This window comes from Meridianimarinicoccus sp. MJW13 (assembly GCF_014901205.1).
In the GTDB taxonomy this organism is placed as follows: Bacteria; Pseudomonadota; Alphaproteobacteria; order Rhodobacterales; family Rhodobacteraceae; genus Meridianimarinicoccus.
This window is the reverse complement of record NZ_JACNMU010000001.1, coordinates 218,534-244,413: the sequence shown is the minus strand read 5'-3', so window position 1 is coordinate 244,413 and position 25,880 is coordinate 218,534. Positions and strand designations below refer to the sequence as shown.

The following is a 25,880-nucleotide window of genomic DNA, read 5'->3' as shown; positions in this document are numbered from 1 at the left end:
GGGCAGGTGCTGCGCCTGACGGCAGACGTCAGGCGCGGTGCGCGCCGTCGGCCAACCCCTTGACGAAGGCGAGGATATCGGAAACCGGCTTGCCCTCTTCCACCTGCTTGACGATGGCCGAACCGACAACGGCGCCATCGGCCACCGAGGCGATCTCCTGCGCCGTTTCCGGCGAGCGGATGCCGAAGCCCACGATGACCGGCAGGTCGGTGCTGGCCTTGATGCGGGCCACTTCCGGGGCCACGTCGGTCGCCGAGGCGGCGGCGGCGCCGGTGATGCCGGTGATGGACACGTAATAGACGAAGCCCGAGGTGTTCTGCAGCACCTTGGGCAGGCGCTTGTCATCGGTCGTGGGTGTGGCCAGGCGGATGAAATTCAGTCCGGCGTTCTGGGCCGGAATGCACAGCTCGTCGTCTTCCTCGGGCGGCAGATCGACCACGATCAACCCGTCGATGCCGGCGTCCTTGGCATCCTGCAAAAACCGCTCGACACCGCGATTGTAGATCGGATTGTAGTACCCCATCATCACGATCGGCGTGCTGTCGTCGGTTTCGCGAAAGGCCCGCGCCATTTGAAGGGTCTTGTCCATCGTCTGCCCGGCCTTCAGGGCGCGTTGCCCGGCCAGTTGGATCGTCGGGCCATCGGCCATCGGGTCGGTGAACGGTTGACCCAGTTCGATGATGTCGACCCCGGCGGCCGGCAGCCCCTTGATCAGGTCCAGCGAGCTGTCGTAGTCCGGATCGCCCGCCATCACATAGGCCACGAAGGCTTTCTTTCCTTCGGCGCGAAGGTCGGCGAATTTGCGATCGATACGAGTCATGGCGGGCCCTCTGAATGTCGTCGCGATGGTGTCGCCCATGGGGCCGGAAAAGGCAAGCGGGCGCCGCTGCGCGCCGCAAGTTGCGTATTCTTGACAAGAAAAAGCGCGGTGCGGGGACATCCGGTGTTCGGGCCGGGCTGCTGCTGGCGGCGTCAGCGCTTGCACAGGCTGGGCCGTGCGCCTAAGAGCGTGCCGGTGCCAAGGAGGGACGTATCATGGGTTTCAAGATGGGGATCGTGGGGCTGCCGAATGTGGGCAAGTCCACCCTGTTCAACGCGCTGACCAGGACGGCGGCGGCGCAGGCGGCGAATTTTCCGTTCTGTACCATCGAGCCGAATGTCGGCGATGTTGCCGTGCCCGATGATCGTCTGGAAAAACTGGCGGCGATCGCCGGCTCTAAGGAGATCATCCCGACGCGGATCACCTTCGTCGATATCGCCGGTCTGGTGAAAGGTGCCTCGAAAGGGGAAGGGCTGGGCAACCAGTTCCTGGCCAACATCCGCGAGGTTGATGCCATCGCGCATGTGTTGCGCTGCTTCGTGAACGAGGATGTCACCCATGTGGACGGGCGGGTCGATCCGGTGGCCGATGCCGAGACCATCGAGACCGAACTGATGATTGCCGACATGGAAAGCATCGAGCGGCGACTGCAGAACCTGTCCCGCAAGGTACGCGGCGGCGACAAGGAGGCGGTGCAGCAGGAGCGCCTTCTGAAACAGGCCATGGCCGTGCTGGAAGACGGCCAGCCAGCCCGCACCGTCGAGGTCAGCGACGAAGATGCCAAGGCATGGAAAATGCTGCAGCTCCTGACCTCCAAGCCGATCCTCTATGTGTGCAACGTCGAGGAAGACGCGGCCGGAACAGGCAATGCCTTCTCCGACGAGGTTGCCAAGATGGCGGCGGCGCAGGGGGCGGGCACCGTGGTGATCTCGGCGGCCATCGAAGAAGACATCAGCCAGCTGGATGCCGAAGAGGCCGAGGTGTTCCTGTCGGATCTGGGGCTTGAGGAAGCCGGGCTGGATCGGCTGATCCGGGCGGGCTATGAGTTGTTGTCGCTAGAGACCTTCTTCACTGTGGGTCCGAAAGAGGCGCGTGCCTGGACGATCCGGGAAGGCACCCTGGCGCCGCAGGCCGCAGGGGTCATCCATGGCGATTTCGAGCGCGGGTTCATCCGCGCCGAAACCGTAGCCTATGATGACTATCTCACCTGCAATGGTGAAAGCGGTGCCCGGGATGCGGGCAAGCTGCGCGCGGAAGGCAAGACGTACGAGGTCAAGGACGGCGACGTCCTGCACTTCCTGTTCAATGCCTGACGCCGACCAAAGCTGAAATCGCCGATTTCTTCTTGGTCCAAATACTCAAACAGGCACCGCGCAGCGGTGCCTGCCGCCATCAGGTGGCCTTGAGAAGCGCAAGGGCTTCGCCCAGATCCAGCGCCCCGTCATACAGTGCGCGGCCCGAGATTGCCCCGTTCAGCGGTGTGCCGCAATCGCGCAAGTCGATCAGATCCTGCATTGATGACACCCCGCCCGAGGCGATCACCGGGATCGTGGTGGCGCGCGCCAGGGCTGCTGTGGCGTCTGTGTTGGGCCCCTGCATGGCGCCGTCGCGGTTGATGTCGGTGTAGATGATGGCGGCAATGCCGGCGTCTTCGAACTTGCGCGCCAGATCGGTGACCTGGATCTCGGTTTCTTCCGCCCAGCCGCGCGTCGCCACGAAGCCGTTGCGCGCATCCAGACCAACAGCCACCTGTCCGGGAAAGGCTGCCGCCGCCGCGCGCACAAGGTCGGGATCCTCGACCGCCACGGTGCCCAGGATCACCCGCGAGATTCCCTTGGTCAGCCACATCTCGATGGTGGCCATGTCGCGGATACCACCGCCCAGTTGTGCCGGGACCGAGATCTCGGACAGGATCGCCTCGACCGCCGCGGCATTGACCGGCTGGCCCTTGAAAGCGCCATTCAGATCGACCAGATGGATCCACTCGCAGCCGGCATCCTGAAAGGCGCGGGCCTGTCGGGCCGGGCTGTCGCTGAACACCGTGGCCTTGGTCATGTCACCTTTCAGCAGGCGAACGCAGTGGCCGTCTTTCAGGTCGATGGCGGGGTACAGGATCATGGGGCACCTTCCTTGGCAGAACTTGCGCGCTGTCTGTCACGCGGGGGCGGCAAAGCCAAGGGGCGCGCGACGCAACGTATCACTTGCCACAAGGCTGACCTGCACGTCACCTGAGCCTTCGATCCTGGGAGGAGATGAAAATGAAAACCTTGGTTCTGGCGGCCACACTGGCCGCGATGGCGACGGCCGCCTTTGCGGATCCCGTGCTTGGCACCTGGAAGACCCAGCCGGGCGACGACGGTGCCTATGGCTATGTCGAATTGTCACCCTGCGAAGGTAAGGTCTGCGGTGTGCTGGTGCAGGCTTTCGATGCTGGCGGTGGTCCGCGCAGCAGCGCGGCAGTTGGCAAGCGCATGGTCTGGGACATGGTCGCGCATGGGGGCGGAAGCTATGGCAAGGGCAAGATCTGGGCGCCGGATCGCGACAAGACCTATGCTTCCAAAATGGCGCTGGAGGGCAACACGCTGAAGGTTTCAGGTTGCGTCATCGGAATCTGCCGCACGCAGGTCTGGACCCGCGTGCAGTAACCGCGTCGGCCGTGCTCGCGCCGTGCCGGACAGCAACGGCGCGGGCCGGTTTGGGTCACGCGCTGCCCGGGCGGCGTGCGCGGCGTAGCCCGGTCATGCCGATCAGCGCGGTGCCCAGCAGAAGCGCACCGGCGGGCAGGGGAACTGCCGCGATGTCGAGATCGATGTTGGCCATATCCCCGCGCACCGCACCCCATGCGACCGTCAGCGTGTCCGCGCCACCGGAGGCCAGCCGGGAGCGCACGTTGATGATGGCATTCTGGCCCTGGGCGACCGTCTGGGACTGGCCATTGGCCCAGCTGATGGTCACACCGTCGAAGGTGCCGGAAAACTGCAGAACGGTGCCTTGCGCGACGCCTGCCGTGAACCGGCCCAGCGTGGAATTGGTGAAGGTGAAAGAGGCCGAACCGGCGCTGTCGCCCCGGGAAAAAGTGGCATCCCAGAAGAACGGCCCGTTGGCGATGTCATAGTTGCCGCCATCGCTGATGTTGGAACTGGGCGAGATCGTGGCGGCAAGCGTGGCGGCGGGCGTCAGGGCGACGACGGCGGCCAGGGCAATGGATTTCAGGTTCACTTTTCAACTCCTTGAAACAACTTCCGCGCAGCATCTGGCGCGTCATGATCCAAGGATGCGGAAGGAATTGTCTCAAATCCAACGGAGTTGGGGGGGATGGTTAAAGCCGGACGGCACCGGGGGCGGCAACCATCCTGCGATTATCCCGGTGTGCCTTGCGTCCGCTTCCCAGCCCTAAAAAATTCAGGTGAAACATCATGTGCTTGGACCCGCACGGCGCGACTGTTCCAGCACGGGTCAGGGCCCCGATGGTGCGTTAACCCTGCAGTAAACTCTGGGCGTCCGCTTGGGGCTGCAACCCCGCAAGCACCGAAAAAGCGGGCGGCGCTCTGCATCTGCAGGGTCGGCTACACGGGGCCCAACCACGCGCGGGCCGGGTGGAAACTCAGGGCGCCCAGCCCAGGAAATTGCCAATCATCCGCAGGCCCGCCGCCTGGCTTTTTTCCGGGTGGAACTGAAGGCCGACCATGTTGTCGCGCGCGACCATGGCCGTCACCTCGCCGCCGTAGTCCACATAGGCCAGACGGCTGGCCGGGTCCGAGACGTGGAACTGGAAGGAATGCACGAAATAGGCGTGATCGCCGGTGGCGACGCCCTCCAGCACCGGGTGAGGATGGTCGATGACCAGGTCGTTCCAGCCCATGTGCGGCACCTTCAGGGTGGGGTCCGAGAGCACGATCCGTTCCACGTCGCCGCCGATCCAGTCGAAACCGGGGGTTTGCTCGTACTCATGGCCGGTGGTGGCCAGCATCTGCATGCCGATGCAGATGCCCATGAAGGGCACGGCGCGGTGGCGCACGGCCTCGTCCAGCGCCTCGAACAGCCCGTCGCAGGCTTTCAGGCCGCGCAGGCAGGCCGGGAAAGCCCCGTCGCCGGGCAGCACCACGCGGTCGGCGCGGGCGACATCCTCGGGGAGGGCCGAGACGATGACCTCGCCGGTGCCTGCATTGCGCGCCATGCGCTGGAAGGCCTTCTCGGCAGAATGCAGGTTGCCGGATTCATAGTCGATCAGAACCGTGGTCATCGGCTTACAGGGTTCCCTTGGTGGACGGCACGTCACCGGCCTTGCGCGGATCGGTTTCCAGCGCATCGCGCAGGGCGCGGGCCACGGCCTTGAAAGCGGCTTCGGCAATGTGGTGGCTGTTCACCCCGTGCAGCGCGTCCACATGCAGGGTAATGCCGCCGTGGGTCGAGAACGCCTGGAAGAACTCGCGCACCAGTTCGGTGTCGAAACTGCCGATCTTCTGGGTCGGCATGTCGACATTCCACACCAGGAACGGCCGCCCCGACAGATCCAAGGCCGCACGCACCAATGCGTCATCCATCGGCAGCAGGCAGGCGCCATACCGGGTGATGCCGCGCTTGTCGCCCAGTGCCGCGCTCAGCGCCTGGCCCAGGGTGATGCCGGTATCTTCCACGGTGTGGTGATCGTCGATGTGCAGATCGCCCTCGGCCCGAATCGTCATGTCGATCAGCGCGTGGCGGGCAAGCTGGTCCAGCATGTGATCGAAGAAGCCGACACCGGTCTGGTTGTCATAGCTGCCGCTGCCGTCGAGATCGATCTCGACAGTGATGCTGGTTTCGGCGGTCTTGCGGGTGATGCTGGCCTTGCGCATGCGGGTCTCCATCCGTTTCACCTGCCTTTTAGGAGGCTTGGCACGGGATGAGAAGGCCTTGCAGCGGACCGGGCGCAATAGCTTTGCAGCGGTGGTCCGAAGGGGCGGCGGTTTGAAAGGCTGGGAGTGGTTTTCCTGGAGCGGGCGATGAGATTCGAACTCACGACCCTAACCTTGGCAAGGTTATGCTCTACCCCTGAGCTACGCCCGCATCCGGAAACCTGTCTCTCTCTTGGAGCGGGCGATGAGATTCGAACTCACGACCCTAACCTTGGCAAGGTTATGCTCTACCCCTGAGCTACGCCCGCATCCTTGAGAGTGCGCGTTGTCTAGCGCCACGTTCGGGACGCTGCAAGGGAAAAAATGGCCCCTCGTGCGGGATTGCCACTAGAGTGCAGGTCATGCCTTGATGCGGCCATACGGGCAGGGAACGAAAGAGGATGCGATGAAAATACTGGTCATGGGGGCAGGGGCGCTGGGGGGATTCTACGGCGCGCGGCTGGCCCGAGACGGGCATGAGGTCACGCTGGTGGCGCGCGGCGCGCATCTGGACGCGATGCAGCGCGCCGGTCTGCGGGTGGAAAGCCCGTTGGGCGATCTGCATGTGACAGATTTCCACGCAACCGATCGGCCCGAAGGCAATCCGGACATCGTTCTGCTGATGGTCAAGAACCGCGACGTGGAAGACGCGGGCGCGCAGGTCAAGCCGTTCCTGAATGACGACAGCGCCGTGGTGACGGTGCAGAACGGGGTGTCGGCGCCTGAACGGCTGGGACGGGTGATCGGGGCCGAACGGGTCATTTCCGGTTCGGTCTTCATGCCCGCCAGCATCAAGACACCGGGCGTCATCCTGCATTCATCGGACAACAGCCTTGTGCGCGCCGGCGTGCGCGATGGTGGGCCATCCGATCTGTGTGACAGGCTGATCGCGGCACTTGCCGCAACGGGCGTGGCGACAGAGCGTGTCGAGGACACCGACAAGATGCTGTGGGAGAAGATGATCTTTCAAAGCGTCTTTTCCGCCATCACTACCCTGACGCGGCTGGATATCGGGCCGCTGCGCGACTGCCCGGAAACCCTAGCCTTGCTGCGGGCCGGGGTCGAGGAAGCGGCGGCGGTGGGCAAGGCGGCCGGGATCAATCTGGATGCGGATGTGGCTGAAGTTCAGTTTGCCCGCCTGATGGAGGGGCTCCCGCGGCACAGCCATGCCTCGATGCTGGATGACCTGAACCGGGGCAAGCCGCTGGAACTGGAGTATCTGTCCGGCGAGATCGTGCGGCTGGGGCTGAAACACGGGATCAGCACCCCGACCCACAGCTTCATGCAGGCCGCGTTGTTGCCCTTTGCCCAAGGGGCTCCCGCAGCCCCCTGACGAAAACGCCCCGCCGACGGCATCGGCGGGGCGTGCTATGGGCGGTGGCGGGCAGGGCCGCCCGCGCTTATTCCAGTTCGACCAGAAGATCCTTGGCGTCGATCTGCGCGCCGGGCTGGACGTGAACCGCCTTGACGGTGCCGTCGCGGTCGGCGGCCAGGCCGGTTTCCATCTTCATGGCCTCGATGGTCAGCAGCAGATCGCCTTTCTTGACGGCAACACCGGGCTGCACGGCAACCGAGGCGACGACGCCGGGCATCGGCGCGCCCACGTGATTCGGGTTGCTTTCGTCCGCTTTCGGCGTCGCCTTGCGGCTGGCCTTGGCGTGGCGGTCGGGCACGCGGATCACGCGCGGCTGTCCGTTGAGTTCAAAGAAGACCTTGACCTCGCCTTCCTCGTTGGTCTCGCCGGCCGCCTGCATGCGGATTTCCAGCGTCTTGCCGGGATCGATCTCGGACGAGATCTCTTCCCCCGGCTCCATGCCATAAAAGAAGACCGGCGTCGGAAGGGTGCGGACCGGACCGTAAAGCTCGTGCCGCTTGGTGTAATCCGCAAAGACCTTGGGATACATCAGCGCGCCGTTGAGATCCTCGTCGTCCAGCGGACCGCCAAGTTCGGCTTCCAGTTCGGCGCGGCGGGCCTCCAGGTCGACTGGCGCGGCATGGGCGCCGGGGCGGTCGGTCATCGGGGTTTCGCCGCGCAGGACCTTGGATTGCAGGGCCTTGGGCCAGCCGCCCGGCGGTTGGCCAAGGTTGCCCTTCATCATGTCGACCACCGAGTCGGGGAAAGAGACCTCTTGCCCCGGATCCTCGACATGCTTGCGGGTCAGGTTCTGGCTGACCATCATCAGCGCCATGTCGCCGACCACTTTCGACGACGGCGTCACCTTCACGATGTCACCGAACATCTGGTTCACCTCGGCATACATTTGCGCGACCTCGTGCCAGCGTTCTTCCAGCCCCATGCTGCGCGCCTGCGCCTTGAGGTTGGTGAACTGACCGCCGGGCATCTCGTGCAGGTAGACTTCAGACGCCGGCGCCGCGAGGCCGGATTCGAAGGCCACGTATTGCGCGCGCACCTGTTCCCAGTATTCGCTGATCGCCCGGATCGCGCCGATATCCAGCCCGGTGTCGCGGTCGGTGTTGCGCAGGGCCTCGACCACCGAGCCGAGGCAGGCCTGCGAGGTGCCACCCGAGAAGGCATCCATGGCCGCATCGACGGCATCGACGCCCGCATCGGCCGCCGCCAGAATGGTGGCCCCGGCAATGCCGCTGGTGTCATGGGTGTGGAAGTGGATCGGCAGGCCGACCTCTTCCTTCAGCGCCTTGATCAGGACCTTCGCGGCGGCAGGCTTCAGCAGGCCGGCCATGTCCTTCAGGCCCAGCACGTGGGAGCCTGCATCGCGCAACTCCTTGCCCATGGCGACATAGTACTTCAGGTCGTACTTGGCGCGGTCCGGGTTCAGGATATCGCCGGTGTAACAGATGGTGCCTTCGCAGACCTTGTTGTTTTCCAGCACCGCATCCATCGCCAGGCGCATGTTCTCGACCCAGTTCAGGCTGTCGAACACGCGGAAGACATCGACGCCGGTTTCGGCAGCCTGCTTGACGAAGAATTTCACCACGTTGTCGGGATAGGTGGTGTAGCCCACCCCGTTGGCGCCGCGCAGCAGCATCTGCGTCAGGAGGTTGGGCATGGCCTTGCGCAGATCGCGCAGGCGCTGCCAGGGGCATTCCTGCAAGAAGCGATAGGCCACGTCGAAGGTCGCCCCGCCCCAGCATTCCACCGAGAACAGTTGCGGCAGGTTGGCCGAATAGGCCGGCGCCACGCGGATCATGTCGATGGAGCGCATGCGCGTCGCCAGCAGCGACTGGTGACCGTCGCGCATGGTGGTATCGGTCAGCAGCAGTTGCGGCTGCGCGGCCATCCAGTCGGCCACCGCTTGCGGCCCATGGGCATCCAGGATCTGCTTGGTGCCCTCGGCCCCTGCGGCAATGGCCAGCGGCGGTTTGGGAATACGCACATCGGCGGGTCTGGCGCGGCCCGTGGTCTCGGGATGCCCGTTCACCGTGATATCGGCGATATAGGTCAGGATCTTGGTGGCCCGGTCCTGGCGCGGCGAGAAGTCGAACAGGTCCGGCGTCTCGTCGATGAACTTGGTGGTGTATTCGTTCGACAGAAAGGTCGGGTGCTTCAGCAGGTTCTCGACGAAGGCGATGTTGGTGCTGACGCCGCGGATGCGGAATTCGCGCAGGGCGCGGTCCATGCGGGCGATGGCAGCTTCGGGCGACTGCGCCCAGGCCGTGACCTTGGTCAGAAGGCTGTCATAATAGCGGGTGATGACCGCGCCCGAATAGGCGGTGCCGCCATCCAGACGGATGCCCATGCCGGTGGCCGAGCGATAGGTCTGGATGCGGCCGTAGTCGGGAATGAAGTTGTTCTGCGGATCCTCGGTGGTGACCCGGCATTGCAGGGCGTGGCCCGACAGGGTGATGTCGTCCTGCTTCGCGGCCCCGGTGGCCTCGGCCAGCGTCTTGCCCTCGGTGATCAGGATCTGGGCGCGCACGATGTCGATGCCGGTGACCTCTTCGGTCACGGTGTGTTCGACCTGAACGCGCGGGTTGACCTCGATGAAGTAGAAATTGCCGGATTCCATATCCATCAGGAATTCGACGGTGCCGGCACATTGGTACCCGACGTGCGCGCAGATCTTGCGGCCCAATTCGCAGATCTCGGTGCGTTGGGCGTCGGTCAGATAGGGCGCGGGCGCACGTTCGACCACCTTCTGGTTGCGGCGTTGGACCGAGCAGTCGCGCTCGAACAGGTGGTAGATCTCGCCGTATTTGTCGCCCAGGATCTGCACTTCGACGTGGCGGGCGCGGGTGATCATCTTTTCCAGATAGCCCTCGCCGTTGCCGAAGGCCGCTTCGGCCTCGCGGCGACCTTCCAGAACCTTCTCTTCCAGTTCATCGGGGCCAAGGATCGGCCGCATGCCGCGACCGCCGCCGCCCCAGGAGGCTTTCAGCATCAGCGGATAGCCCACCGCTTCAGCCTCGGCGCGGATCGCGTCCATGTCGTCGCCCAGAACCTCGGTGGCGGGGATGACCGGCACGCCGGCTTCGATGGCGACCTTGCGGGCGCTGGCCTTGTCGCCAAGGGCGCGCATGGTTTCGGCCTTTGGGCCGATGAAAGCGATGCCATTGTTGGCGCAGGCTTCCACGAAGTCGGGGTTTTCCGACAGCAGGCCATAGCCGGGATGGATCGCGTCAGCCCCACAGGCCTTGGCCACGCGGATGATCTCGTCGATGCTCAGATAGGCCGCGACCGGTCCCATGCCGTCACCGATCTTGTAGGCCTCGTCGGCCTTGAAGCGGTGCAGCGAAAGCTTGTCCTCTTCCGCGTAGACGGCGACGGTTCGCTTGCCCATCTCGTTGGCTGCGCGCATCACGCGAATGGCAATCTCGCCTCGGTTGGCGATCAGTAGCTTCTTGAACTCAGTCATCGGGCTGATTTCCTTGCATGCACCGGGGGTTGGGGCGTTTCTAGCGCTAACGGGATCATGCCGCAACGCGGCGTTTTACTTGGTCAAGTTTATTCACCAATATTTCTGGCCCGTAAGCAAGGCGCTGTGGAATTCCCAACTTGGCAAGTGGCTGGTTGACGTTACGGTAGAACAATCCAAGAGGGGGAGGATACCATGTCTGTAGAAGCTGCAATTGCCGCGGTCGCCGCGTCGAACAACGCTGCTGCCACGGCGGCGAATGCCTGGAAAGCCCATGCCGAGAAGCTGGAGGCGCTGGGGGCGAATTCGCCTCTGCGTCTGGCCGCCATCATCGGCCAATGCGCCCATGAAAGCGGGGGTTTCCTGCATCGGTTCGAGAACCTGAACTATTCGCAGGCCTCGCTGCGGCGGGTGTTCAAGAAATACTTCAAGACCAATGCCGAGGCCGCCGCCTTTGCCCGCAAGCCGGAAAAGATCGCCAACCGGGTCTATGGCAACCGCATGGGCAACGGCTCCGAAGGGTCCGGGGACGGCTGGCGCTATCGCGGGCGCGGCTACATCCAGCTGACCGGCAAGTCGAACTACACCAACTTCGGCGCGGCCATCGGCGAGGATCTGGTAGGCAACCCCGACCGGGCGGCCGACCCCGGCATCGCCTGGATGGTGGCGGTACGCTACATGGCCTCGCGCAAGCGCAGCGGCAAGACCTGCCTGCAATGGGCCGATGAGAGCGATGACCGCATGGTGACCCTGGTCATCAACGGCGGCACCCATGGTCTGGTCGATCGCGAACTGCGCACGGCCAAGGCCCTGACGGCCCTGGGCGGCAGCAAGATCCCGCCGGTGATCGAACAACAGCGGGTGCTGCTGGCTGCGGGGTTCAACCCCGGTCCCATCGACGGGCTGATGGGCAGCAAGACCAAGGCCGCCACCGAGGCCGCTGCCAGGAAGTTCGGCCTGAAGGGCGCGGACCTGTGGGAGAAACTGGAAAGCATCGCCTGAGGCGGCATCCATCCCGGACACCCCCCGGAGCGCCAGCGCTTGGCGGGTGGTGTTCCGGTCCCGTCCAGGGCGGACCGTGGGCGCGCGGGGTTGAACTGGCCACTACAATCGTGGGAACAGAGCGCGAACAGGGGCTTGCGTCGGTGCGGGCGCGGCCTATGCTGCCGCCATGAGCGGATATGACGATGACGGCGCCTTTGCCGATGCCCCCACACCTCTGTCGGCCCGCGCCATGGCCGCGCGGCCCACGCCGTATCTGGACGGGCTGAACCCGGCGCAGCGGCAGGCGGTCGAGACGCTGAAAGGCCCGGTGCTGATGCTGGCCGGCGCCGGCACCGGCAAGACCCGCGCCCTGACGGCCCGCATCGCGCATCTACTGAACACCGGCACCGCACGCCCCAATGAAATTCTGGCGGTGACCTTCACCAACAAGGCCGCGCGCGAGATGAAGCTGCGGGTGGCCAAGCTGATGGGGATGGAGGTCGACGGCCTGCCCTGGCTGGGCACTTTCCACGCCATCAACGTCAAGTTGCTGCGCCGCCATGCGGAACTGGCCGGGCTGAAGTCGAACTTCACCATTCTGGACACCGACGATCAGATCCGCCTGCTGAAACAGGTAATCCTGGCCCGCAACATCGACGAAAAGCGCTGGCCGGCACGGCAGTTGGCCGGGATGATCGACCATTGGAAGAACCGCGCCTGGACGCCCGAACATGTGCCGGCCGCCGAAGGCTCGGGGTTCAACAACATGGGCGTGACGCTATACGCTGACTATCAACAGCGGCTGCGCGATCTGAACGCCGTGGATTTCGGCGATCTGCTGCTGCACATGGTGACGATCTTCCAGCGGCACGAAGACGTGCTGGCGCAATACCAGCGCTGGTTCCGCTATATCCTTGTGGACGAATACCAGGACACCAACATCGCACAGTACCTGTGGCTGCGTCTGTTGGCGGCGGGGCATCGCGACATTTGCTGTGTCGGCGATGACGACCAGTCGATTTATGGCTGGCGCGGGGCCGAGGTCGGCAACATCCTGCGGTTCGAAAAGGATTTCCCCGGCGCCACGGTGATCCGGCTGGAGCAGAATTACCGCTCCACGGCGCATATCCTGGCCGCCGCTTCCGGCGTGATCGCCGGGAACAAGGGGCGGCTGGGCAAGACCCTGTGGACCGAGGCCGACGGCGGCGACCGGGTGCGCCTGATCGGCCATTGGGATGCCGAGGAGGAGGCGCGCTGGATTGGCGAGGAACTGGACGCCATGCAGGGCGGCGCGCGTGGCGGGCGGCCCTACACGCTGAACGAATGCGCGATCCTCGTGCGCGCCAGCCACCAGATGCGGGCGTTCGAGGATCGGTTTCTGACCATTGGTCTGCCCTATCGCGTGATCGGCGGCCCGCGTTTCTATGAGCGGCGCGAGATCCGCGATGCCATGGCCTATTTCCGGCTGGTGGTCAGTCCCGACGACGATCTGGCCTTTGAACGCATCGTGAACCTGCCCAAGCGGGGTCTGGGCGACAAGGCGCAGCAAACGATCCAGCAGGCGGCGCGCGCCAATGGCGCAAGTCTTCTGGAGGGTGCGCGGATCGCGGTCGAGTCCGGGCTGTTGAAGGGCAAGGGCAAGACCGAACTGGCCAAGCTGGTGACCGCGCTGGACCGCTGGCACGGGGTGGTGGTGGCCGATACCACCTATGACCATATCGCGCTGGCCGAAACCGTGCTGGATGGCTCGGGCTATACGGGCATGTGGCAGGCCGACAAGACGCCCGAGGCGCCGGGGCGGCTGGAGAACCTGAAGGAACTGGTCAAGGCGCTGGAGCAATTCGAGAACCTGCAGGGGTTTCTGGAACATGTCGCGCTGATCATGGACAACGAAACCGACGACGGCGGCCCGAAGGTGTCGATCATGACCTTGCACGCGGCCAAGGGGCTGGAATTTCCGGCGGTGTTCCTGCCGGGGTGGGAGGACGGGCTGTTTCCCTCGCAACGCTCGATGGATGAAAACGGCCAGACCGGGTTGGAAGAGGAACGGCGGCTGGCCTATGTCGGCATCACGCGGGCGGAAGAGCTGTGCACAATCTCTTTCGCGGCCAACCGCCGGGTCTATGGCCAGTGGCAATCGGCCCTGCCATCGCGCTTTGTGGATGAACTGCCCGAAGCGAATGTCGAGGTGCTGACGCCGCCGGGCCTGTATGGCGGCGGCTATGGCGCAGCCGCCCCGCAAGCGCAGGCCACATCTAACCTGCACGAAAAGGCTGCAAAGGCCGATGGCTACGATTCGCCCGGATGGCGGCGGCTTCAGGCGCGCAGCAGTACCCGGCCGGTGTCGCAGCCACGCGAAAGCCGCAACTCGGTCATCGACCTGCAGGCGGTGTCGGCCTTCTCGGAAGGGGACCGGGTGTTTCACCAGAAATTCGGCTACGGCACGGTCTCCGGGATCGAGGGCGACAAGCTGAAAGTCGACTTCGACAAGGCCGGATCCAAGCACATCGTGGCCAAATTCGTGGTTGCGGCAGAATCAGCGGACGACATTCCGTTCTAATCGATTTCTGCAAGTGCAAAAAATACGTATGGAATGCTGGAAACTTGCCGGATATTTCGGTATGCGTTGCATCAGCACGCAACTTTTTGCCGCATTGGAGTTTCAGTATTGCATTATCTCATTGTCGAGGATGATCCGAACCTGAGGCTGTTGTGGCGAACGATCCTGTGCGATCGGGGATATCAGGTGACCGAGGCGGACAACCTGGGCGCGGCGAGTTCGGCCCTGTCGCAGACATCCTATGACGCGGTGATTCTGGATCTCTATCTCGGGCGCGAGAACGGCATGTCGCTGATCGGCGAGATCGAAGCCGTCAATCCCGACTGCAAGGTCATCATCGTGACCGGTGCAGCGGATGTGGCCGAAGGCAAGATGCAAGCCGGATCGCAACTGGTGGTGACGGTGCATCGCAAGCCCGTCGATATCGAGGATCTGATGGAATCCTGCGCGCTTATCGACTCGTCCAGCCAGCGACGAACGGCCTGAAACACTCCTGATACCCTGTCAGACCTGGAACCTGGGGCGACGGCGCTGCAAGGCTGTGCGCGCTCTACGGCTCACATTTTTGTCATGCGCTGAAATAATGTCCGCCCGATCCCTGTCCGCGCAGAACAAAGAAAGCGGCGACACCAGGGAGGAGGAGGGTGCCGCCGCTAAAAACAGAAAACCCAGGGAGGAGGAGGGCCTTCTGAACTTTGTCTGTCATCGAGATGGGGCGAAATTTGCTCGCCAGCGATGATCTGAACCTGATGTAGGTCTTGATCTTTCGCTTTCCATCCCGGGCTGCAGGATCCTTTCTGCCGCCGTTGAAAGAAAGATAGCCTTTTTCTGCGGGCGCACAATAGCCGCCGCTTCAGAGCCGCTATGCGTTTTCTGCATGGGTTGCATCGCCGGGTCCTAAGTTGCAGGTCTGTCGCGCCGCATCATGTATGGCGGGTGAGCAAGTATGCGAGGAACCATGCCGATATCGAAATCCGAAATTCTTGACGCCCTGGGTGGCATCGCGCTTCCCGACGGCGGAACCCTGGTGTCCCGCGATCTGGTCCGGGCCCTGACCGTGGATGGCGCGGCTGTGCGGTTCGTGATCGAGGCGCCCTCGCCGGAGGTGGCCAAATCCTGGGGCGGTGTGCGCGAGGATGCCGAGCGCGCGGTTGCCGCGCTGCCGGGGGTGCAGAAGGCCAGTGCTGCATTGACCGCGCATGGTCCCGCGGCCAAACCTGCCGCGCAATCGGCGCCGCCCAGCCTGAAGGTCGGCAAGCATCCCAGTCCGCAGGCCGGACCGCAGGCGGTGACCGGCGTGGATCGAATCATTGCCATCGGATCGGGCAAGGGCGGGGTCGGCAAATCCACCGTCTCGACCAACCTTGCCGTGGCGCTGGCGCGCGAAGGTCGCAAGGTCGGCCTGCTGGATGCGGACATCTACGGCCCCTCGGTGCCGCGGATGATGGGGATCAACAAACGTCCGGCCTCGCCCGATGGCAAGACCATCATTCCGCTGCAGGCACATGGGGTCACCTTGATGTCGATCGGTTTCATGGTCGATCCCGATGCCGCCGTGGTCTGGCGCGGGCCGATGCTGATGGGCGCGTTGCAGCAGATGCTGGGGCAGGTGGAGTGGGGCAAGCTGGATGTGCTGCTGGTCGACATGCCGCCGGGCACCGGCGACGTCCAGCTGACCCTGTGCCAGAAAACCCAACTGACCGGGGCCCTCGTTGTATCGACCCCGCAGGACGTGGCGCTTCTGGATGCCCGGCGGGCGCTGGACATGTTCAAGCGCCTGAATACGCCGGTTCTGGGCCTGATCGAGAACATGAGCACCTATGTCTGTCCCGAATGCGGTCACGAGGCGCATATCTTCGGCCATGGCGGCGTCGAGGCCGAGGCCGAGAAGCTGGACGCCCCCTTCCTTGGGGCGCTGCCGCTGGATCTGGATGTGCGGCTGGCCGGGGATGATGGAACCCCCATCGCGGCCACCGACAGCCCTCTGGCAGCGCCGTACCGGGCGCTGGCCCAGCGACTCATTCAGGGTGGTATGGCCTGAGTCGCACCCTTCGGCAGGGGAAATCGCGGCACTTCTTGCCATTTTCGGGAAATCGGAGGAGATTCAAGGCGCGTCCTGCCAAGGGCGCGCTTTTCGCGTACTGCGCGTAATTGGTGGTTGGTGGTGTATTGAACTACTAAATATTGTGTTAAGAGGGGACCATTCCTAGATCTGGTATGTCGTTAACCAGTTTTTCCCCTGAATTCCCATAAAATCCCTTGCCAAATCGACGGGCCGTCTGCCATAGTCTCTACACGATGAAGACGATCGGTCCTTCGGGGCCACACAAAAAAACAAAATGGCAGGTTACATACAGGCAATCGCTTTCATCCCACAAAAAGAAGTTCCGCCACGCGCATGAGCAGTCCCCCAAAGACACGCGCGCAGGTGGGCGCCCCATCGAGGGACAGGAAAACGGCGGATTGAGCGGTGGCAGCGGCGCAATCCGCCGTTTCCACGTTCAGAACAGATGAATTGAGGCCAGGGCAGTGGCACGACGGTTCAGAGGTGAACACACCCAGAAGGTGGACGGGAAGGGGCGCGTGTCCATTCCCGCCACCTTTAAACGTGTGATCCAGGCCAATGATCCGGACTATGAAGACGGCGGTGCCGCCACCCTGATCATCGTGTTCGGCAACGAACGCCGGAACTATCTGGAATGCTACACCATCACCGCCATGGAGAAGATCGAGGACGCCATCGAGCGGATGCCCATGGGCTCGCCCCAGCGCATGGCGATGGAGGATTTCTTCTCGGCCAAATCCGAAGAGGTGCAGGTCGATGGCACCGGTCGGCTGGTGTTGCAGAAGAAGTTGCGCGACAAGATCGGGCTGGGCGGCGAAGCGCATTTCAAATCCGCCGTGGATCGATTCCAGATCTGGGACAAGCCGACCTATGACGCCGAACAGGGCGCCGCCATTCAGGCTGTCTTCGACGACATGCCCACCGACGCCGACCCGCTGACGCTTCTGGCCCCGTATCTGGAGAGCTGAGAGATGCCCTCCGATGCTGCCCGCCCCCATATCCCGGTCCTGCTGGCCCCGCTGTTGCAAGCGGTGGCGCCTGTGCAGGGGCACTGGATTGACGGCACTTTTGGGGCAGGGGGGTATACCCGCGGATTGTTCGCGGCCGGGGCCGATCATGTGACCGGTGTGGATCGCGATCCGCTGGCGATCGAGATGGCAGCCCCCATGCAGGCCGACTACGGCGCCCGGCTGACGCTGGTGCAGGGCACGTTTTCCGAATTGGATGCCTATGTCGATGCGCCCGTCGATGGCGTGGTGCTGGATCTGGGCGTGTCGTCGATGCAGCTTGATCTGGCCGAGCGCGGCTTTTCCTTCCTGCGCGACGGCCCGCTGGACATGCGGATGAGCCAGGATGGCCCCTCGGCGGCGGATCTGGTGAACTCTGCCGATGAAAGCCTGCTGGCCGACGTTCTGTATCACTATGGCGAAGAGCGTGCCTCACGCCGGATTGCGCGGGCCATCCTGCGCACCCGTGCTGACGCACCCTTCGAGACCACCGGGCAGTTGGCCAAGGTGGTCGAAAGCTGCCTGCCGCGTCCCAAGCCGGGGCAAAGCCATCCCGCGACCCGGAGCTTCCAGGCGCTGCGCATCGCGGTGAACGATGAATTCGGGCAGTTGGCCGAAGGGCTGGAGGCCGCCGAGCGGGCGCTGGCCCCCGGTGGCGCGCTGGCCGTGGTGACCTTTCATTCGATGGAGGATCGCGTGGTCAAGCGGTTCTTCCAGGCCCGGTCCGGGCGCGGCGGGCGGGCCAACCGCTATGCCCCCGAAACCGAAACCGTTCCGGCCCAATTCCATCTGAAAAAGGCCTCGGCCATTCCACCGGCCGCCACCGAGCTTGCGGACAACCCGCGCGCCCGGTCGGCCAAGCTGCGGGTCGGGTTTCGCACCGAAGCGCCCGCCACCCTGGTGGATCGCAGCGCCCTGGGCCTGCCGAAACTGAACATGGAGGCATGGTGAGATGCGTTTGATCTTCGGTCTTCTTCTGGGCGTGTCCGTGCTGGGACTGGCCTTCTGGGCGTACCAGGAAAACTATCGCACCCGGCAGGCGCTGGCTGACAACCGCGGTCTGGCGCGCGAGATCGGGCGGTTGCAGGAACATCTGGGCGTGCTGAAGGCGGAATGGGCCTATTTGAACCGGCCCGAGCGACTGCGCGAATTGAGCGAACTGAACTTCGAGCGTCTGCAGCTCTTGCCCATGGCGCCCGAGCATTTCGGGCGACTGGACCAAGTCGCCTATCCGCCGCGCAGTGTGCCCATCGAGCCCGAGATCGTCATTGCCACGCCAGTGGCCGCCGCAACGGAGCAGCGCCCATGACCGATCTCCCCCCCGAAGGCACACCGCGCAAGCCCCTGCGCCCGCTGGCCCGCGTGCTGGAAGCCCGCGACAAGGGCGAAAACCCCGATCTGATCGAGCGTGAGAACCTCAACCAGCGCAATGAACGGCTGCGCGACGGTGCCCGGCGGCAGGCCGAAGGCCGCCTGCTGGTGCTGGGGTTGGCCTTTGTTCTGGCCTTTGGCGCGGTCGGTACGCGCATGGCGGCGCTGGCGACCTCGGCCCCGGTCGAGGCGCGCAATTCGACCTATGGCAGCCAGATCACCTCGGCCCGCGCCGATATCGTCGACCGCAATGGCCGGTTGCTGGCCACCAACTTGACCACGCAGGCGCTTTATGCACATCCGCACGACATGGTGGATATTCCCCATGCGGTGCGCGAACTGGCCAAGATCTTCCCGGACATCGACACCGAGAAGGTGCAGGCACGGATGCAGGACGGGCGGAAATTCATGTGGATCCGCAAGACCCTGTCGCCCGAGCAGATCCAGCAGGTACACGACATCGGCGATCCGGGCCTGCTGTTCGCTTCGCGCGACATGCGCGTCTATCCCAACGGCAAGATGGCCGCGCATGTGCTGGGCGGTGCGCGCTTCGGCGAAGAAGGCGTGGCCGCGGCCGAGATTCTGGGCGTGGCCGGGGTCGAAAAAGCCTTTGACGCGCGCCTGCGCGATCCCGCCTTGCTGGTCGAGCCGCTGCAACTGTCCATCGACACCACCGTTCAATCGGCGGTGCGCGAGGTTCTGGCCGGCGGCATGCGCCTGATGAACGCCAGGGGCGCCAGCGCAGTGGTGATGGACATTCACACCGGCGAAGTTGTCTCGATGGTGTCGCTGCCCGATTTCGATCCCAACGACCGCCCGCAGCCGCTGACCAGCGGCGATCAGGCCGACAGCCCGTTGTTCAACCGCACGGTGCAGGGGGTCTATGAACTGGGTTCGGTCTTCAAGATCTTTGCCGTCGCGCAAGCGCTTGAGATGGGACAGATTTCCCCCAGCACCATGATCGACACCAAGGGGCCGCTGGTCTGGGGCCGCCACAAGATCCGCGATTTCCATGACTACGGCGCGACCCTGTCGGCCACGGATGTGATCGTGAAATCCTCCAACATCGGCACCTCGCGGATCATTCAGAACGTGGGTGCCGAGAACCAGAAGGAATTCCTGCGCCGGTTCGGCTTTCTGGAAGCCACCGAGGTGGAGCTGTCCGAAGCGCCCTCGGGTCGGCCCCTGTTGCCGGGGCGTTGGGGCGAGATCCAGTCGATGACCATCTCTTTCGGCCACGGCCTGTCGACCAGCCCGATGCATCTGGCCCAGGGTTATGCCGCGCTGCTGAACGGCGGCACCAAGGTCACGCCCACGTTGCTGAAACGCGATGCCCGCAGCATCGGGCCGCGGGTGGTGTCGGAAGACACCTCGCGCCATGCCCGCGAGATGCTGCGCGCGGTGGTGGTGCGCGGCTCGGCCCGGTTCGCCGAAGTGCCCGGCTATGCGGTGGGCGGCAAGACCGGGTCCGCCGACAAGCCCAAGCCGCGCGGCGGATACTACAAGGACAAGGTTTTGGCGACTTTCGCCGGCGCCTTCCCGATGCATGACCCGCGCTATGTCTTCGTCATCACCCTCGACGAGGGCTATGAGATCGTGAACGATATTCCCCGCCGCACCGCCGGATGGACCGCCGTTCCGGTCAGCGCCGAGGTGATCCGCCGCGTCGCGCCGCTGTTGGGAATGCGGCCCGAGATTGCACCCGGCCCCGATGCTGGGATACGAGAGGCGCGCAACGGCGGCTGAACGAGGGTGGATATGGACGCGGATCAGGCAAAACGCAGCTTGGCAGAGCTTGGTCTGCACGCCCAGGGCGGGCAGGAGGCCCGGATCACCGGCCTGTCCATCGACAGTCGCGCGGTGCGGCCCGGCCATTTGTTCGCAGCCCTTCCCGGCGCACGGTTGCATGGCGGCGAGTTCATCGGCACCGCACTGCGCATGGGCGCGGCCGCCATCCTGACCGATCGCGAAGGGGCAGCCCTGGCCCAAGAGGCGCTGGCGGTAGCCCGCGACAGGGCGCTGGTGGTGGCCGAGGATCCCCGGCAGGCGCTGTCCTATGCGGCGGCCCTGTGGTTCGGCAGCCAGCCCGAGACCTGCGTGGCGGTCACCGGCACCAATGGCAAGACCTCGGTGTCCAGCTTTGCGCGCCAGATCTGGACTCATCTGGGCCGCGAAGCCTGCAATCTGGGCACCACCGGCATCGAAGGCGCCTATGAAGCGCCGTTGCAGCACACCACCCCCGACCCGCTGACCCTGCATCGCCATCTGGCCGAGATGGCCCGGCAGGGGATCACCCATCTGGCGATGGAAGCCTCCTCGCACGGGCTGGACCAGAAACGGCTGGACGGGGTGCGGCTGGCGGCGGCGGGGTTCACCAATTTCTCGCAGGATCATCTGGACTATCATCAGGATTTCGAAAGCTATTTCGCGGCCAAGGCGGGGTTGTTCGACCGGGTGCTGTCCGAGGATGGCATCATCGTCAGCAATCTGGACGACCCCAAGGGGCGGGTGGTGGCAGAGCACGCCATGGAGCGCGGGCAAGAGGTCATCGGCATCGGCCGGCACCCGGATGCGGCGCTGCGGATCGAAGGCCAGCGGTTCGACACCACCGGGCAGGATCTGCGGTTTTCCTGGCAAGGCCGGCCCCGGATGGCCCGGTTGAACCTGATCGGCGGATTTCAGGCCGCCAACGCGCTGCTGGCCGCCGGTCTGGTGATCGCCGCCGGGGAAGATCCCGACGATGTGTTCACCACGCTTGACCGGCTGAAGACCGTGCGCGGGCGGATGCAGCATGTGGCCAGCCGCGAAAACGGCGGCGCGATCTTTGTCGATTACGCCCATACGCCCGATGCCATCGCCACGGCGCTGACCGCGCTGCGGCCGCATGTATTGGGTCGGCTGATCATCGTGTTCGGCGCGGGCGGCGATCGCGACACCGCCAAGCGTGTGCTGATGGGGCAGGCGGCCGCGCAACACGCCGACCTGTGCATCGTCACAGACGACAACCCGCGTTCGGAAGATCCGGCGGCGATTCGGGCCATGGTCCGCGACGGCTGCCCCGAGGCCGCCGATGTGGGCGACCGGGCCGAAGCGATTCTGCGCGGCGTCGATGCAGTGGGACCGGGCGACGCGCTGCTGATCGCCGGCAAGGGCCATGAAACCGGCCAGACGATCGGCGACGATGTGTTCCCCTTTGATGACGCCGAGCAAGCCTCGGTCGCCGTGGCTGCCCTGGAAGGACGCCTGACATGACCCCATTGTGGACCGCCGCCGAAGCCGCCGAGGCGACCGGGGGCAAGGCGTTTGGCGACTGGCAGGCGACGGGGCTGTCCATCGACAGCCGCTCGATCCAGCCCGGCGATCTGTTCATTGCCCTGAAGGATCAGCGCGACGGACATGACTTCGTGGCCGATGCCTTGGCCAAGGGCGCCGCCGCCGCGCTGGTCGCCCATCGCCCGCGTGGTGTGGCCGACGATGCACCGCTGCTGATGGTCGAGGACGTTCAGTCCGGTCTGGAGGCCTTGGGCCGGGCAGGACGCGCCCGCACAAGGGCGCGGGTCATCGCGGTGACCGGCTCGGTCGGCAAGACTTCGACCAAGGAAATGCTGCGGGCCACCTTCGCGCCACTGGGCCGGGTGCATGCCGCCGAGAAAAGTTTCAACAACCATTGGGGCGTGCCGCTGACGCTGGCGCGCTGCCCGGTGGACGCGGATTTCGCGGTGATCGAGATCGGCATGAACCATCCCGGCGAGATCGCGCCGCTGGCCGCGCTGGCCGCGCCCGATGTGGCGCTGGTCACCATCGTGGCAGAGGTGCATCTTGAGGCCTTCCCCAATGGGCTTCCCGCCATCGCGCATGAAAAGGCAGCGATCTTCTCGGGCCTGAAACCCGGCGGCTGGGCAGTGTTCAATGGCGACCTGGAGGTCTCGGGCATCCTGTCCGAAGCGGCCCGCGCCGCCACCGACAACTGCGTGTCCTTCGGGGCGCTGGATTTCGCCGATGTCCGGCTCAGTGGGCTGGAGGTTACGGCAGACAGCACCCTGTTCACCGCCCATCTGGAAGGAGCAGGTTTCCCGGTGCGGCTGAACACGCCCGGTCGCCATTTCGCGCTGAACGCCCTTGGCGCGCTGGCCTGCGTCGCAGCAGCGGGTGGCGATGTGACAAGGGCCATTGTCGGCCTGTCCCATTGGACGCCCCCCGGCGGGCGCGGCACGCGGGAGACGGTCGATCTGCCGGGGGGCGGCAGCTTCGCGCTTCTGGACGATGCCTATAACGCCAATCCCACCTCGGTCGGCGCGGCGCTGGAAACCCTTGCGGCCAGCACCCCGAAAGGCGCGCGCATCGCGGTTTTGGGCGACATGCTGGAACTGGGGCCAGACGAGGCGGCCCTGCATGCGGGTCTGGCCGCCCATCCGGCCATGGAGGCACTGGATCGCGTCCATTGCGTCGGCCCGCGCATGAAGGCGCTGCACAAGGCTCTGCCCGAGGCAAAACGGGGTCATTGGTGCAAGACCGCCGCCGAAATGGCAGGCATGGCACCCGATCTGGTGCGCCCCGGCGATATCGTGCTGGTCAAGGGCTCCTTCGGGTCGCGGGTCGGGCAGGTGGTTGACGCGTTGCGGAAGATCGGCGATGCCGCACCGCAGACTTCCAGAAAGGCAAACTGATGCTGTATTGGCTGGCGGCCTTTTCCGATGGCGGCGACTTTTTCAACCTGTTCCGCTACATCACCTTCCGGGCCGGGGCGGCGTTTTTCACGTCCCTGATCTTTGGCTTCCTGTTCGGGCGGCCCCTGATCAACCTGCTGCGCCGTCGGCAAAGCAACGGCCAGCCGATCCGCGAGGATGGACCGGAAAGCCACAAGCTGACCAAGGCCGGAACACCGACCATGGGCGGGGTGCTGATCCTGGGCGCCCTGTTGTTTTCGACGCTGCTCTGGGCGCGTCTGGACACGCCGTTCATCTGGATGGTGCTGTTCGTGACCTACGGGTTCGGCGCCATCGGCTTTGCCGATGACTATGCCAAGGTCAGCCAGAACAACACCAAGGGCGTGCCGGGCAAGGTGCGGCTGGGATTGGGATTTCTGATCTCGGGCATCGCCGCACTCTGGGCCATGTATTTTCACCCCGCCGAGCTTTCGGGCGCGCTGGCCTTTCCGATCTTCAAGGATGTGCTGCTGCCGATGGGGGTGCTGTTTGTTCCCTTCGCAATGATCGTGATCGTGGGGGCTGCCAACGCGGTGAACCTGACCGACGGGCTGGACGGGCTGGCGGTCATGCCGGTGATGATCGCGGGCTCGGCGCTGGGGATCATTGCCTATGCGGTGGGCCGGGTCGACTTCACGCAGTATCTTGACGTCCACTACGTGCCCGGCACCGGTGAATTGCTGATCTTCGTGGCGGCCCTCGTGGGCGGCGGGCTGGGGTTCCTGTGGTACAACGCGCCCCCTGCGGCGGTGTTCATGGGCGATACCGGATCGCTGGCCCTGGGCGGGGCGCTTGGCGCCATCGCGGTCGCCACCAAGCACGAGATCGTTCTGGCCATCGTCGGCGGCATCTTCGTGGTCGAGGCGCTGTCGGTCATCATCCAGGTCGCTTACTTCAAACGCACCGGGCGGCGGGTGTTCCTGATGGCACCGATCCATCATCACTTCGAGAAGAAAGGCTGGCACGAGCCGCAGATCGTGATCCGCTTCTGGATCGTGTCGCTGATCCTGGCCCTGATCGGGCTGGCTACGCTGAAGATCCGCTGAACCGAACGGAGGATGCCCTTTTGTACCATGCCCGCCGCACGTTGATTTCCCTGGGCAGATGGCGGTTGGCCGTGCTGGCGCCAATGTTTGTGGCCCTCGGGCTGGCGGGATGTGCCCCGGTGCCCCTGGATGCGCCGAAACCGGTCAGCCGCGCCCTGGTGTCCGATGGCTCCACCATGCTCCAGCGCATCGCCCGGACGCACACCAGCGACAATCCCGACGGCGACTCCTCGCTGGTTACGCTGGAAGACGGCAATATCGCGCTGGGGGCCCGCCTGCGGCTGATCGAACGGGCCGAGCGCACACTCGACTTGCAGTACTTCCTGATGAAGCCCGATCTGGGCAGCGCGCTGGTGCTGACCGCCTTGCTGGATGCGGCGGATCGTGGCGTGCGGGTGCGCGTCTTGCTGGACGATGTCTTTACCACAATGTCGGACGACGCGCTTGGGCTTCTGGATGTGCATCCGGGCATCGAGGTGCGCATCTTCAACCCCTCGCCGCGCCCGGGGTGGAAAGCGGCGGGCTTTGTCACCGATTTCAACCGCGTCAACCGGCGCATGCACAACAAGTCCTTCGTGGCCGACGGAAGCTGGGCCATTGTCGGCGGGCGCAACATCGCCGATGAGTATTTCCAGATCGATACCAGCTCTGAGTTCGCCGATTTCGAGATGCTGGTGATCGGCCCGGCGGTGCAGGGGATCTCGGCCAGCTTCGATCACTATTGGAACGACGGCTGGTCAGTGCCCATTGGCCAGTTGCAACGCGACCCCAGCCCCGAGGAACTGGCCGAAGTTCGTGCCAACCTGGTGGCGCGTCTGAAACCGGCCCGGAATGTTTATGAAGGGGCCGTCAACGATCCCTTCTTCAAGCGTCTGTCCGCCGGGCAGATCCCGAGTTTCACGGGAAGGGTCGAAGTTGTTGTGGACGATCCCGCAAAACTGAAGGTGCCGGTCCCCGAGGGCCAGAAGATTCTGGCGCAGGATTTGCTGACCCGGATGAAAAACGCGAAAAAGCGCGTGGTTCTGCTGACGCCCTACTTCGTGCCGGAAGACTATGGTGCCCGGCTGTTTTCCGACCTGGCCGAACGCGGTGTGCGCGTGCAGATCGTCACCAATTCGCTGGGATCGACCAATCACGCTTATGTGCACGCGGGCTATAGGCGTCATCGCGAGGCGCTGCTGGCCGCCGGGGTGGAACTTTATGAGATCCGCTCGGACACGCCGCAGGCCCTGGGTCTGGTCCCGGAAGGCGATGAAACCGGCCTGGTAATGCACACCAAGCTGGCGGTGATCGACGATGACGCGGTGTTCGTCGGCTCGCTCAACCTCGACCCCAGGTCGATCAAGCAGAACACCGAGTTTGGCACCTTCGTGCGCAGCCGCGCCTTCGCGGGTGCCGTCTGGTCTGCACTGGACAACGATCTGCCCTTGTACACCTACCGGGTGGTCGCGGGCCCGGACGGGGATCTGCTGTGGTACTACGACGCGCCGGGGGCGGCGTCGGTGACCGATCGGGAACCCGGCGCAACGGCATGGAAGAATTTCGTGGTGGGCCTGACGGCCTTTCTGGGGATCGAGGAACAGCTCTGAGCCTGCGCGGGTCCGGCTGTGCC

Annotated in this window: 21 protein-coding genes and 2 tRNA genes; 15 read left to right on the top strand and 8 right to left on the bottom strand. The window is 64.6% G+C overall.

Annotation, left to right across the window (positions count from 1 at the left end; genetic code table 11):
* Positions 1-28 precede the first annotated feature (28 nt).
* On the bottom strand, positions 29-820 hold the full coding sequence (trpA, locus tag H8B03_RS01015) for a tryptophan synthase subunit alpha (RefSeq protein ID WP_193139397.1): 792 nt from the start codon (positions 818-820) through the stop codon (positions 29-31).
* Positions 821-1,035: 215 nt separating this feature from the next.
* Here trpA and ychF point away from each other — a divergent pair, with 215 nt between their 5' ends.
* Positions 1,036-2,133, top strand: a complete 1,098-nt coding sequence (gene ychF, locus H8B03_RS01010; RefSeq protein ID WP_193139395.1) for a redox-regulated ATPase YchF — start codon at positions 1,036-1,038, stop codon at positions 2,131-2,133.
* Between the two features lie 79 nt (positions 2,134-2,212).
* Here ychF and hisA read toward each other — a convergent pair whose 3' ends face one another.
* Positions 2,213-2,938, bottom strand: a complete 726-nt coding sequence (hisA, locus tag H8B03_RS01005; RefSeq protein WP_193139393.1) for a 1-(5-phosphoribosyl)-5-[(5-phosphoribosylamino)methylideneamino]imidazole-4-carboxamide isomerase — start codon at positions 2,936-2,938, stop codon at positions 2,213-2,215.
* Between the two features lie 140 nt (positions 2,939-3,078).
* Between hisA and H8B03_RS01000 the strand changes: the two genes are divergently transcribed.
* Positions 3,079-3,465, top strand: a complete 387-nt coding sequence (locus tag H8B03_RS01000) for a DUF2147 domain-containing protein (RefSeq protein WP_193139390.1) — start codon at positions 3,079-3,081, stop codon at positions 3,463-3,465.
* Between the two features lie 55 nt (positions 3,466-3,520).
* Here H8B03_RS01000 and H8B03_RS00995 read toward each other — a convergent pair whose 3' ends face one another.
* From H8B03_RS00995 to H8B03_RS00975, 5 genes are all read right to left on the bottom strand, one after another.
* Positions 3,521-4,039: a VPLPA-CTERM sorting domain-containing protein gene (locus H8B03_RS00995; protein WP_193139387.1), complete on the bottom strand. Its 519-nt coding sequence runs from the start codon at positions 4,037-4,039 to the stop codon at positions 3,521-3,523.
* Positions 4,040-4,424: 385 nt separating this feature from the next.
* The gene (gene hisH, locus H8B03_RS00990) at positions 4,425-5,063 is read right to left on the bottom strand and encodes an imidazole glycerol phosphate synthase subunit HisH (RefSeq protein ID WP_193139384.1); all 639 of its coding nucleotides are present in this window, start codon (positions 5,061-5,063) and stop codon (positions 4,425-4,427) included.
* 4 nt (positions 5,064-5,067) lie between these two features.
* Positions 5,068-5,655: an imidazoleglycerol-phosphate dehydratase HisB gene (gene hisB / locus H8B03_RS00985; protein ID WP_193139381.1), complete on the bottom strand. Its 588-nt coding sequence runs from the start codon at positions 5,653-5,655 to the stop codon at positions 5,068-5,070.
* Between the two features lie 136 nt (positions 5,656-5,791).
* Positions 5,792-5,866: transfer RNA gene (locus tag H8B03_RS00980), tRNA-Gly, on the bottom strand.
* 22 nt (positions 5,867-5,888) lie between these two features.
* Positions 5,889-5,963 (bottom strand) — tRNA-Gly (locus H8B03_RS00975).
* A gap of 137 nt (positions 5,964-6,100) precedes the next feature.
* On the opposite strand from H8B03_RS00975, the gene H8B03_RS00970 reads away from it, so the two are divergent.
* Complete coding sequence (locus H8B03_RS00970) at positions 6,101-7,027, top strand: ketopantoate reductase family protein (protein ID WP_193139379.1); 927 nt, start codon at positions 6,101-6,103, stop codon at positions 7,025-7,027.
* A 67-nt stretch (positions 7,028-7,094) separates the two neighbouring features.
* Here the strand turns inward: H8B03_RS00970 and H8B03_RS00965 are convergent, their stop codons facing one another.
* A complete protein-coding gene (locus tag H8B03_RS00965) occupies positions 7,095-10,529 on the bottom strand; it encodes a pyruvate carboxylase (protein ID WP_193139376.1) in 3,435 nt (1,144 codons plus the stop codon).
* Between the two features lie 195 nt (positions 10,530-10,724).
* Between H8B03_RS00965 and H8B03_RS00960 the strand changes: the two genes are divergently transcribed.
* From H8B03_RS00960 to H8B03_RS00905, 12 genes are all read left to right on the top strand, one after another.
* Positions 10,725-11,531 (top strand): glycoside hydrolase family 19 protein, encoded by an 807-nt coding sequence (locus H8B03_RS00960; RefSeq protein WP_193139374.1) that lies wholly within the window; start codon positions 10,725-10,727, stop codon positions 11,529-11,531.
* Positions 11,532-11,700: 169 nt separating this feature from the next.
* On the top strand, positions 11,701-14,073 hold the full coding sequence (locus H8B03_RS00955) for an ATP-dependent helicase (RefSeq protein ID WP_193139370.1): 2,373 nt from the start codon (positions 11,701-11,703) through the stop codon (positions 14,071-14,073).
* A gap of 108 nt (positions 14,074-14,181) precedes the next feature.
* The gene (locus H8B03_RS00950) at positions 14,182-14,559 is read left to right on the top strand and encodes a response regulator (protein ID WP_193139368.1); all 378 of its coding nucleotides are present in this window, start codon (positions 14,182-14,184) and stop codon (positions 14,557-14,559) included.
* 472 nt (positions 14,560-15,031) lie between these two features.
* Positions 15,032-16,114, top strand: coding sequence for an Mrp/NBP35 family ATP-binding protein (locus H8B03_RS00945; RefSeq protein WP_193139366.1), 1,083 nt, complete (start codon positions 15,032-15,034; stop codon positions 16,112-16,114).
* A 488-nt stretch (positions 16,115-16,602) separates the two neighbouring features.
* Complete coding sequence (mraZ, locus tag H8B03_RS00940; RefSeq protein WP_193139364.1) at positions 16,603-17,106, top strand: division/cell wall cluster transcriptional repressor MraZ; 504 nt, start codon at positions 16,603-16,605, stop codon at positions 17,104-17,106.
* A gap of 3 nt (positions 17,107-17,109) precedes the next feature.
* Positions 17,110-18,096, top strand: a complete 987-nt coding sequence (gene rsmH / locus H8B03_RS00935) for a 16S rRNA (cytosine(1402)-N(4))-methyltransferase RsmH (RefSeq protein ID WP_193139362.1) — start codon at positions 17,110-17,112, stop codon at positions 18,094-18,096.
* A 1-nt stretch (position 18,097) separates the two neighbouring features.
* On the top strand, positions 18,098-18,454 hold the full coding sequence (locus H8B03_RS00930) for a cell division protein FtsL (protein ID WP_193139360.1): 357 nt from the start codon (positions 18,098-18,100) through the stop codon (positions 18,452-18,454).
* Positions 18,451-20,262, top strand: coding sequence for a penicillin-binding protein 2 (locus H8B03_RS00925; RefSeq protein WP_193139358.1), 1,812 nt, complete (start codon positions 18,451-18,453; stop codon positions 20,260-20,262). The genes H8B03_RS00930 and H8B03_RS00925 overlap by 4 nt, the downstream gene beginning before the upstream one ends.
* 12 nt (positions 20,263-20,274) lie before the next feature.
* Positions 20,275-21,768 carry a UDP-N-acetylmuramoyl-L-alanyl-D-glutamate--2,6-diaminopimelate ligase gene (locus tag H8B03_RS00920; protein WP_193139356.1) on the top strand — a complete coding sequence of 498 codons (1,494 nt, stop codon included), beginning with the start codon at positions 20,275-20,277 and terminating at the stop codon, positions 21,766-21,768.
* The gene (gene murF, locus H8B03_RS00915; protein WP_193139354.1) at positions 21,765-23,183 is read left to right on the top strand and encodes a UDP-N-acetylmuramoyl-tripeptide--D-alanyl-D-alanine ligase; all 1,419 of its coding nucleotides are present in this window, start codon (positions 21,765-21,767) and stop codon (positions 23,181-23,183) included. The genes H8B03_RS00920 and murF overlap by 4 nt, the downstream gene beginning before the upstream one ends.
* Positions 23,183-24,268 carry a phospho-N-acetylmuramoyl-pentapeptide-transferase gene (gene mraY / locus H8B03_RS00910; RefSeq protein WP_193139352.1) on the top strand — a complete coding sequence of 362 codons (1,086 nt, stop codon included), beginning with the start codon at positions 23,183-23,185 and terminating at the stop codon, positions 24,266-24,268. The genes murF and mraY overlap by 1 nt, the downstream gene beginning before the upstream one ends.
* Positions 24,269-24,339: 71 nt before the next feature.
* The gene (locus tag H8B03_RS00905; protein WP_193139350.1) at positions 24,340-25,857 is read left to right on the top strand and encodes a phosphatidylserine/phosphatidylglycerophosphate/cardiolipin synthase family protein; all 1,518 of its coding nucleotides are present in this window, start codon (positions 24,340-24,342) and stop codon (positions 25,855-25,857) included.
* The last annotated feature ends 23 nt before the right edge of the window (positions 25,858-25,880 follow it).

Coding starts and splice junctions, on each gene's coding strand:
- murF (WP_193139354.1), top strand. CDS start 21,765: ATGACCCCATTGTGGACCGCCGCCGAAGCCGCCGAGGCGACCGGGGGC.
- H8B03_RS00945 (WP_193139366.1), top strand. CDS start 15,032: ATGCCGATATCGAAATCCGAAATTCTTGACGCCCTGGGTGGCATCGCG.
- ychF (WP_193139395.1), top strand. CDS start 1,036: ATGGGTTTCAAGATGGGGATCGTGGGGCTGCCGAATGTGGGCAAGTCC.
- rsmH (WP_193139362.1), top strand. CDS start 17,110: ATGCCCTCCGATGCTGCCCGCCCCCATATCCCGGTCCTGCTGGCCCCG.
- H8B03_RS00955 (WP_193139370.1), top strand. CDS start 11,701: ATGAGCGGATATGACGATGACGGCGCCTTTGCCGATGCCCCCACACCT.
- hisB (WP_193139381.1), bottom strand. CDS start 5,655: ATGCGCAAGGCCAGCATCACCCGCAAGACCGCCGAAACCAGCATCACT.
- H8B03_RS01000 (WP_193139390.1), top strand. CDS start 3,079: ATGAAAACCTTGGTTCTGGCGGCCACACTGGCCGCGATGGCGACGGCC.
- H8B03_RS00930 (WP_193139360.1), top strand. CDS start 18,098: ATGCGTTTGATCTTCGGTCTTCTTCTGGGCGTGTCCGTGCTGGGACTG.
- hisA (WP_193139393.1), bottom strand. CDS start 2,938: ATGATCCTGTACCCCGCCATCGACCTGAAAGACGGCCACTGCGTTCGC.
- H8B03_RS00920 (WP_193139356.1), top strand. CDS start 20,275: ATGGACGCGGATCAGGCAAAACGCAGCTTGGCAGAGCTTGGTCTGCAC.
- H8B03_RS00970 (WP_193139379.1), top strand. CDS start 6,101: ATGAAAATACTGGTCATGGGGGCAGGGGCGCTGGGGGGATTCTACGGC.
- H8B03_RS00965 (WP_193139376.1), bottom strand. CDS start 10,529: ATGACTGAGTTCAAGAAGCTACTGATCGCCAACCGAGGCGAGATTGCC.
- trpA (WP_193139397.1), bottom strand. CDS start 820: ATGACTCGTATCGATCGCAAATTCGCCGACCTTCGCGCCGAAGGAAAG.
- H8B03_RS00925 (WP_193139358.1), top strand. CDS start 18,451: ATGACCGATCTCCCCCCCGAAGGCACACCGCGCAAGCCCCTGCGCCCG.
- H8B03_RS00960 (WP_193139374.1), top strand. CDS start 10,725: ATGTCTGTAGAAGCTGCAATTGCCGCGGTCGCCGCGTCGAACAACGCT.
- mraY (WP_193139352.1), top strand. CDS start 23,183: ATGCTGTATTGGCTGGCGGCCTTTTCCGATGGCGGCGACTTTTTCAAC.
- hisH (WP_193139384.1), bottom strand. CDS start 5,063: ATGACCACGGTTCTGATCGACTATGAATCCGGCAACCTGCATTCTGCC.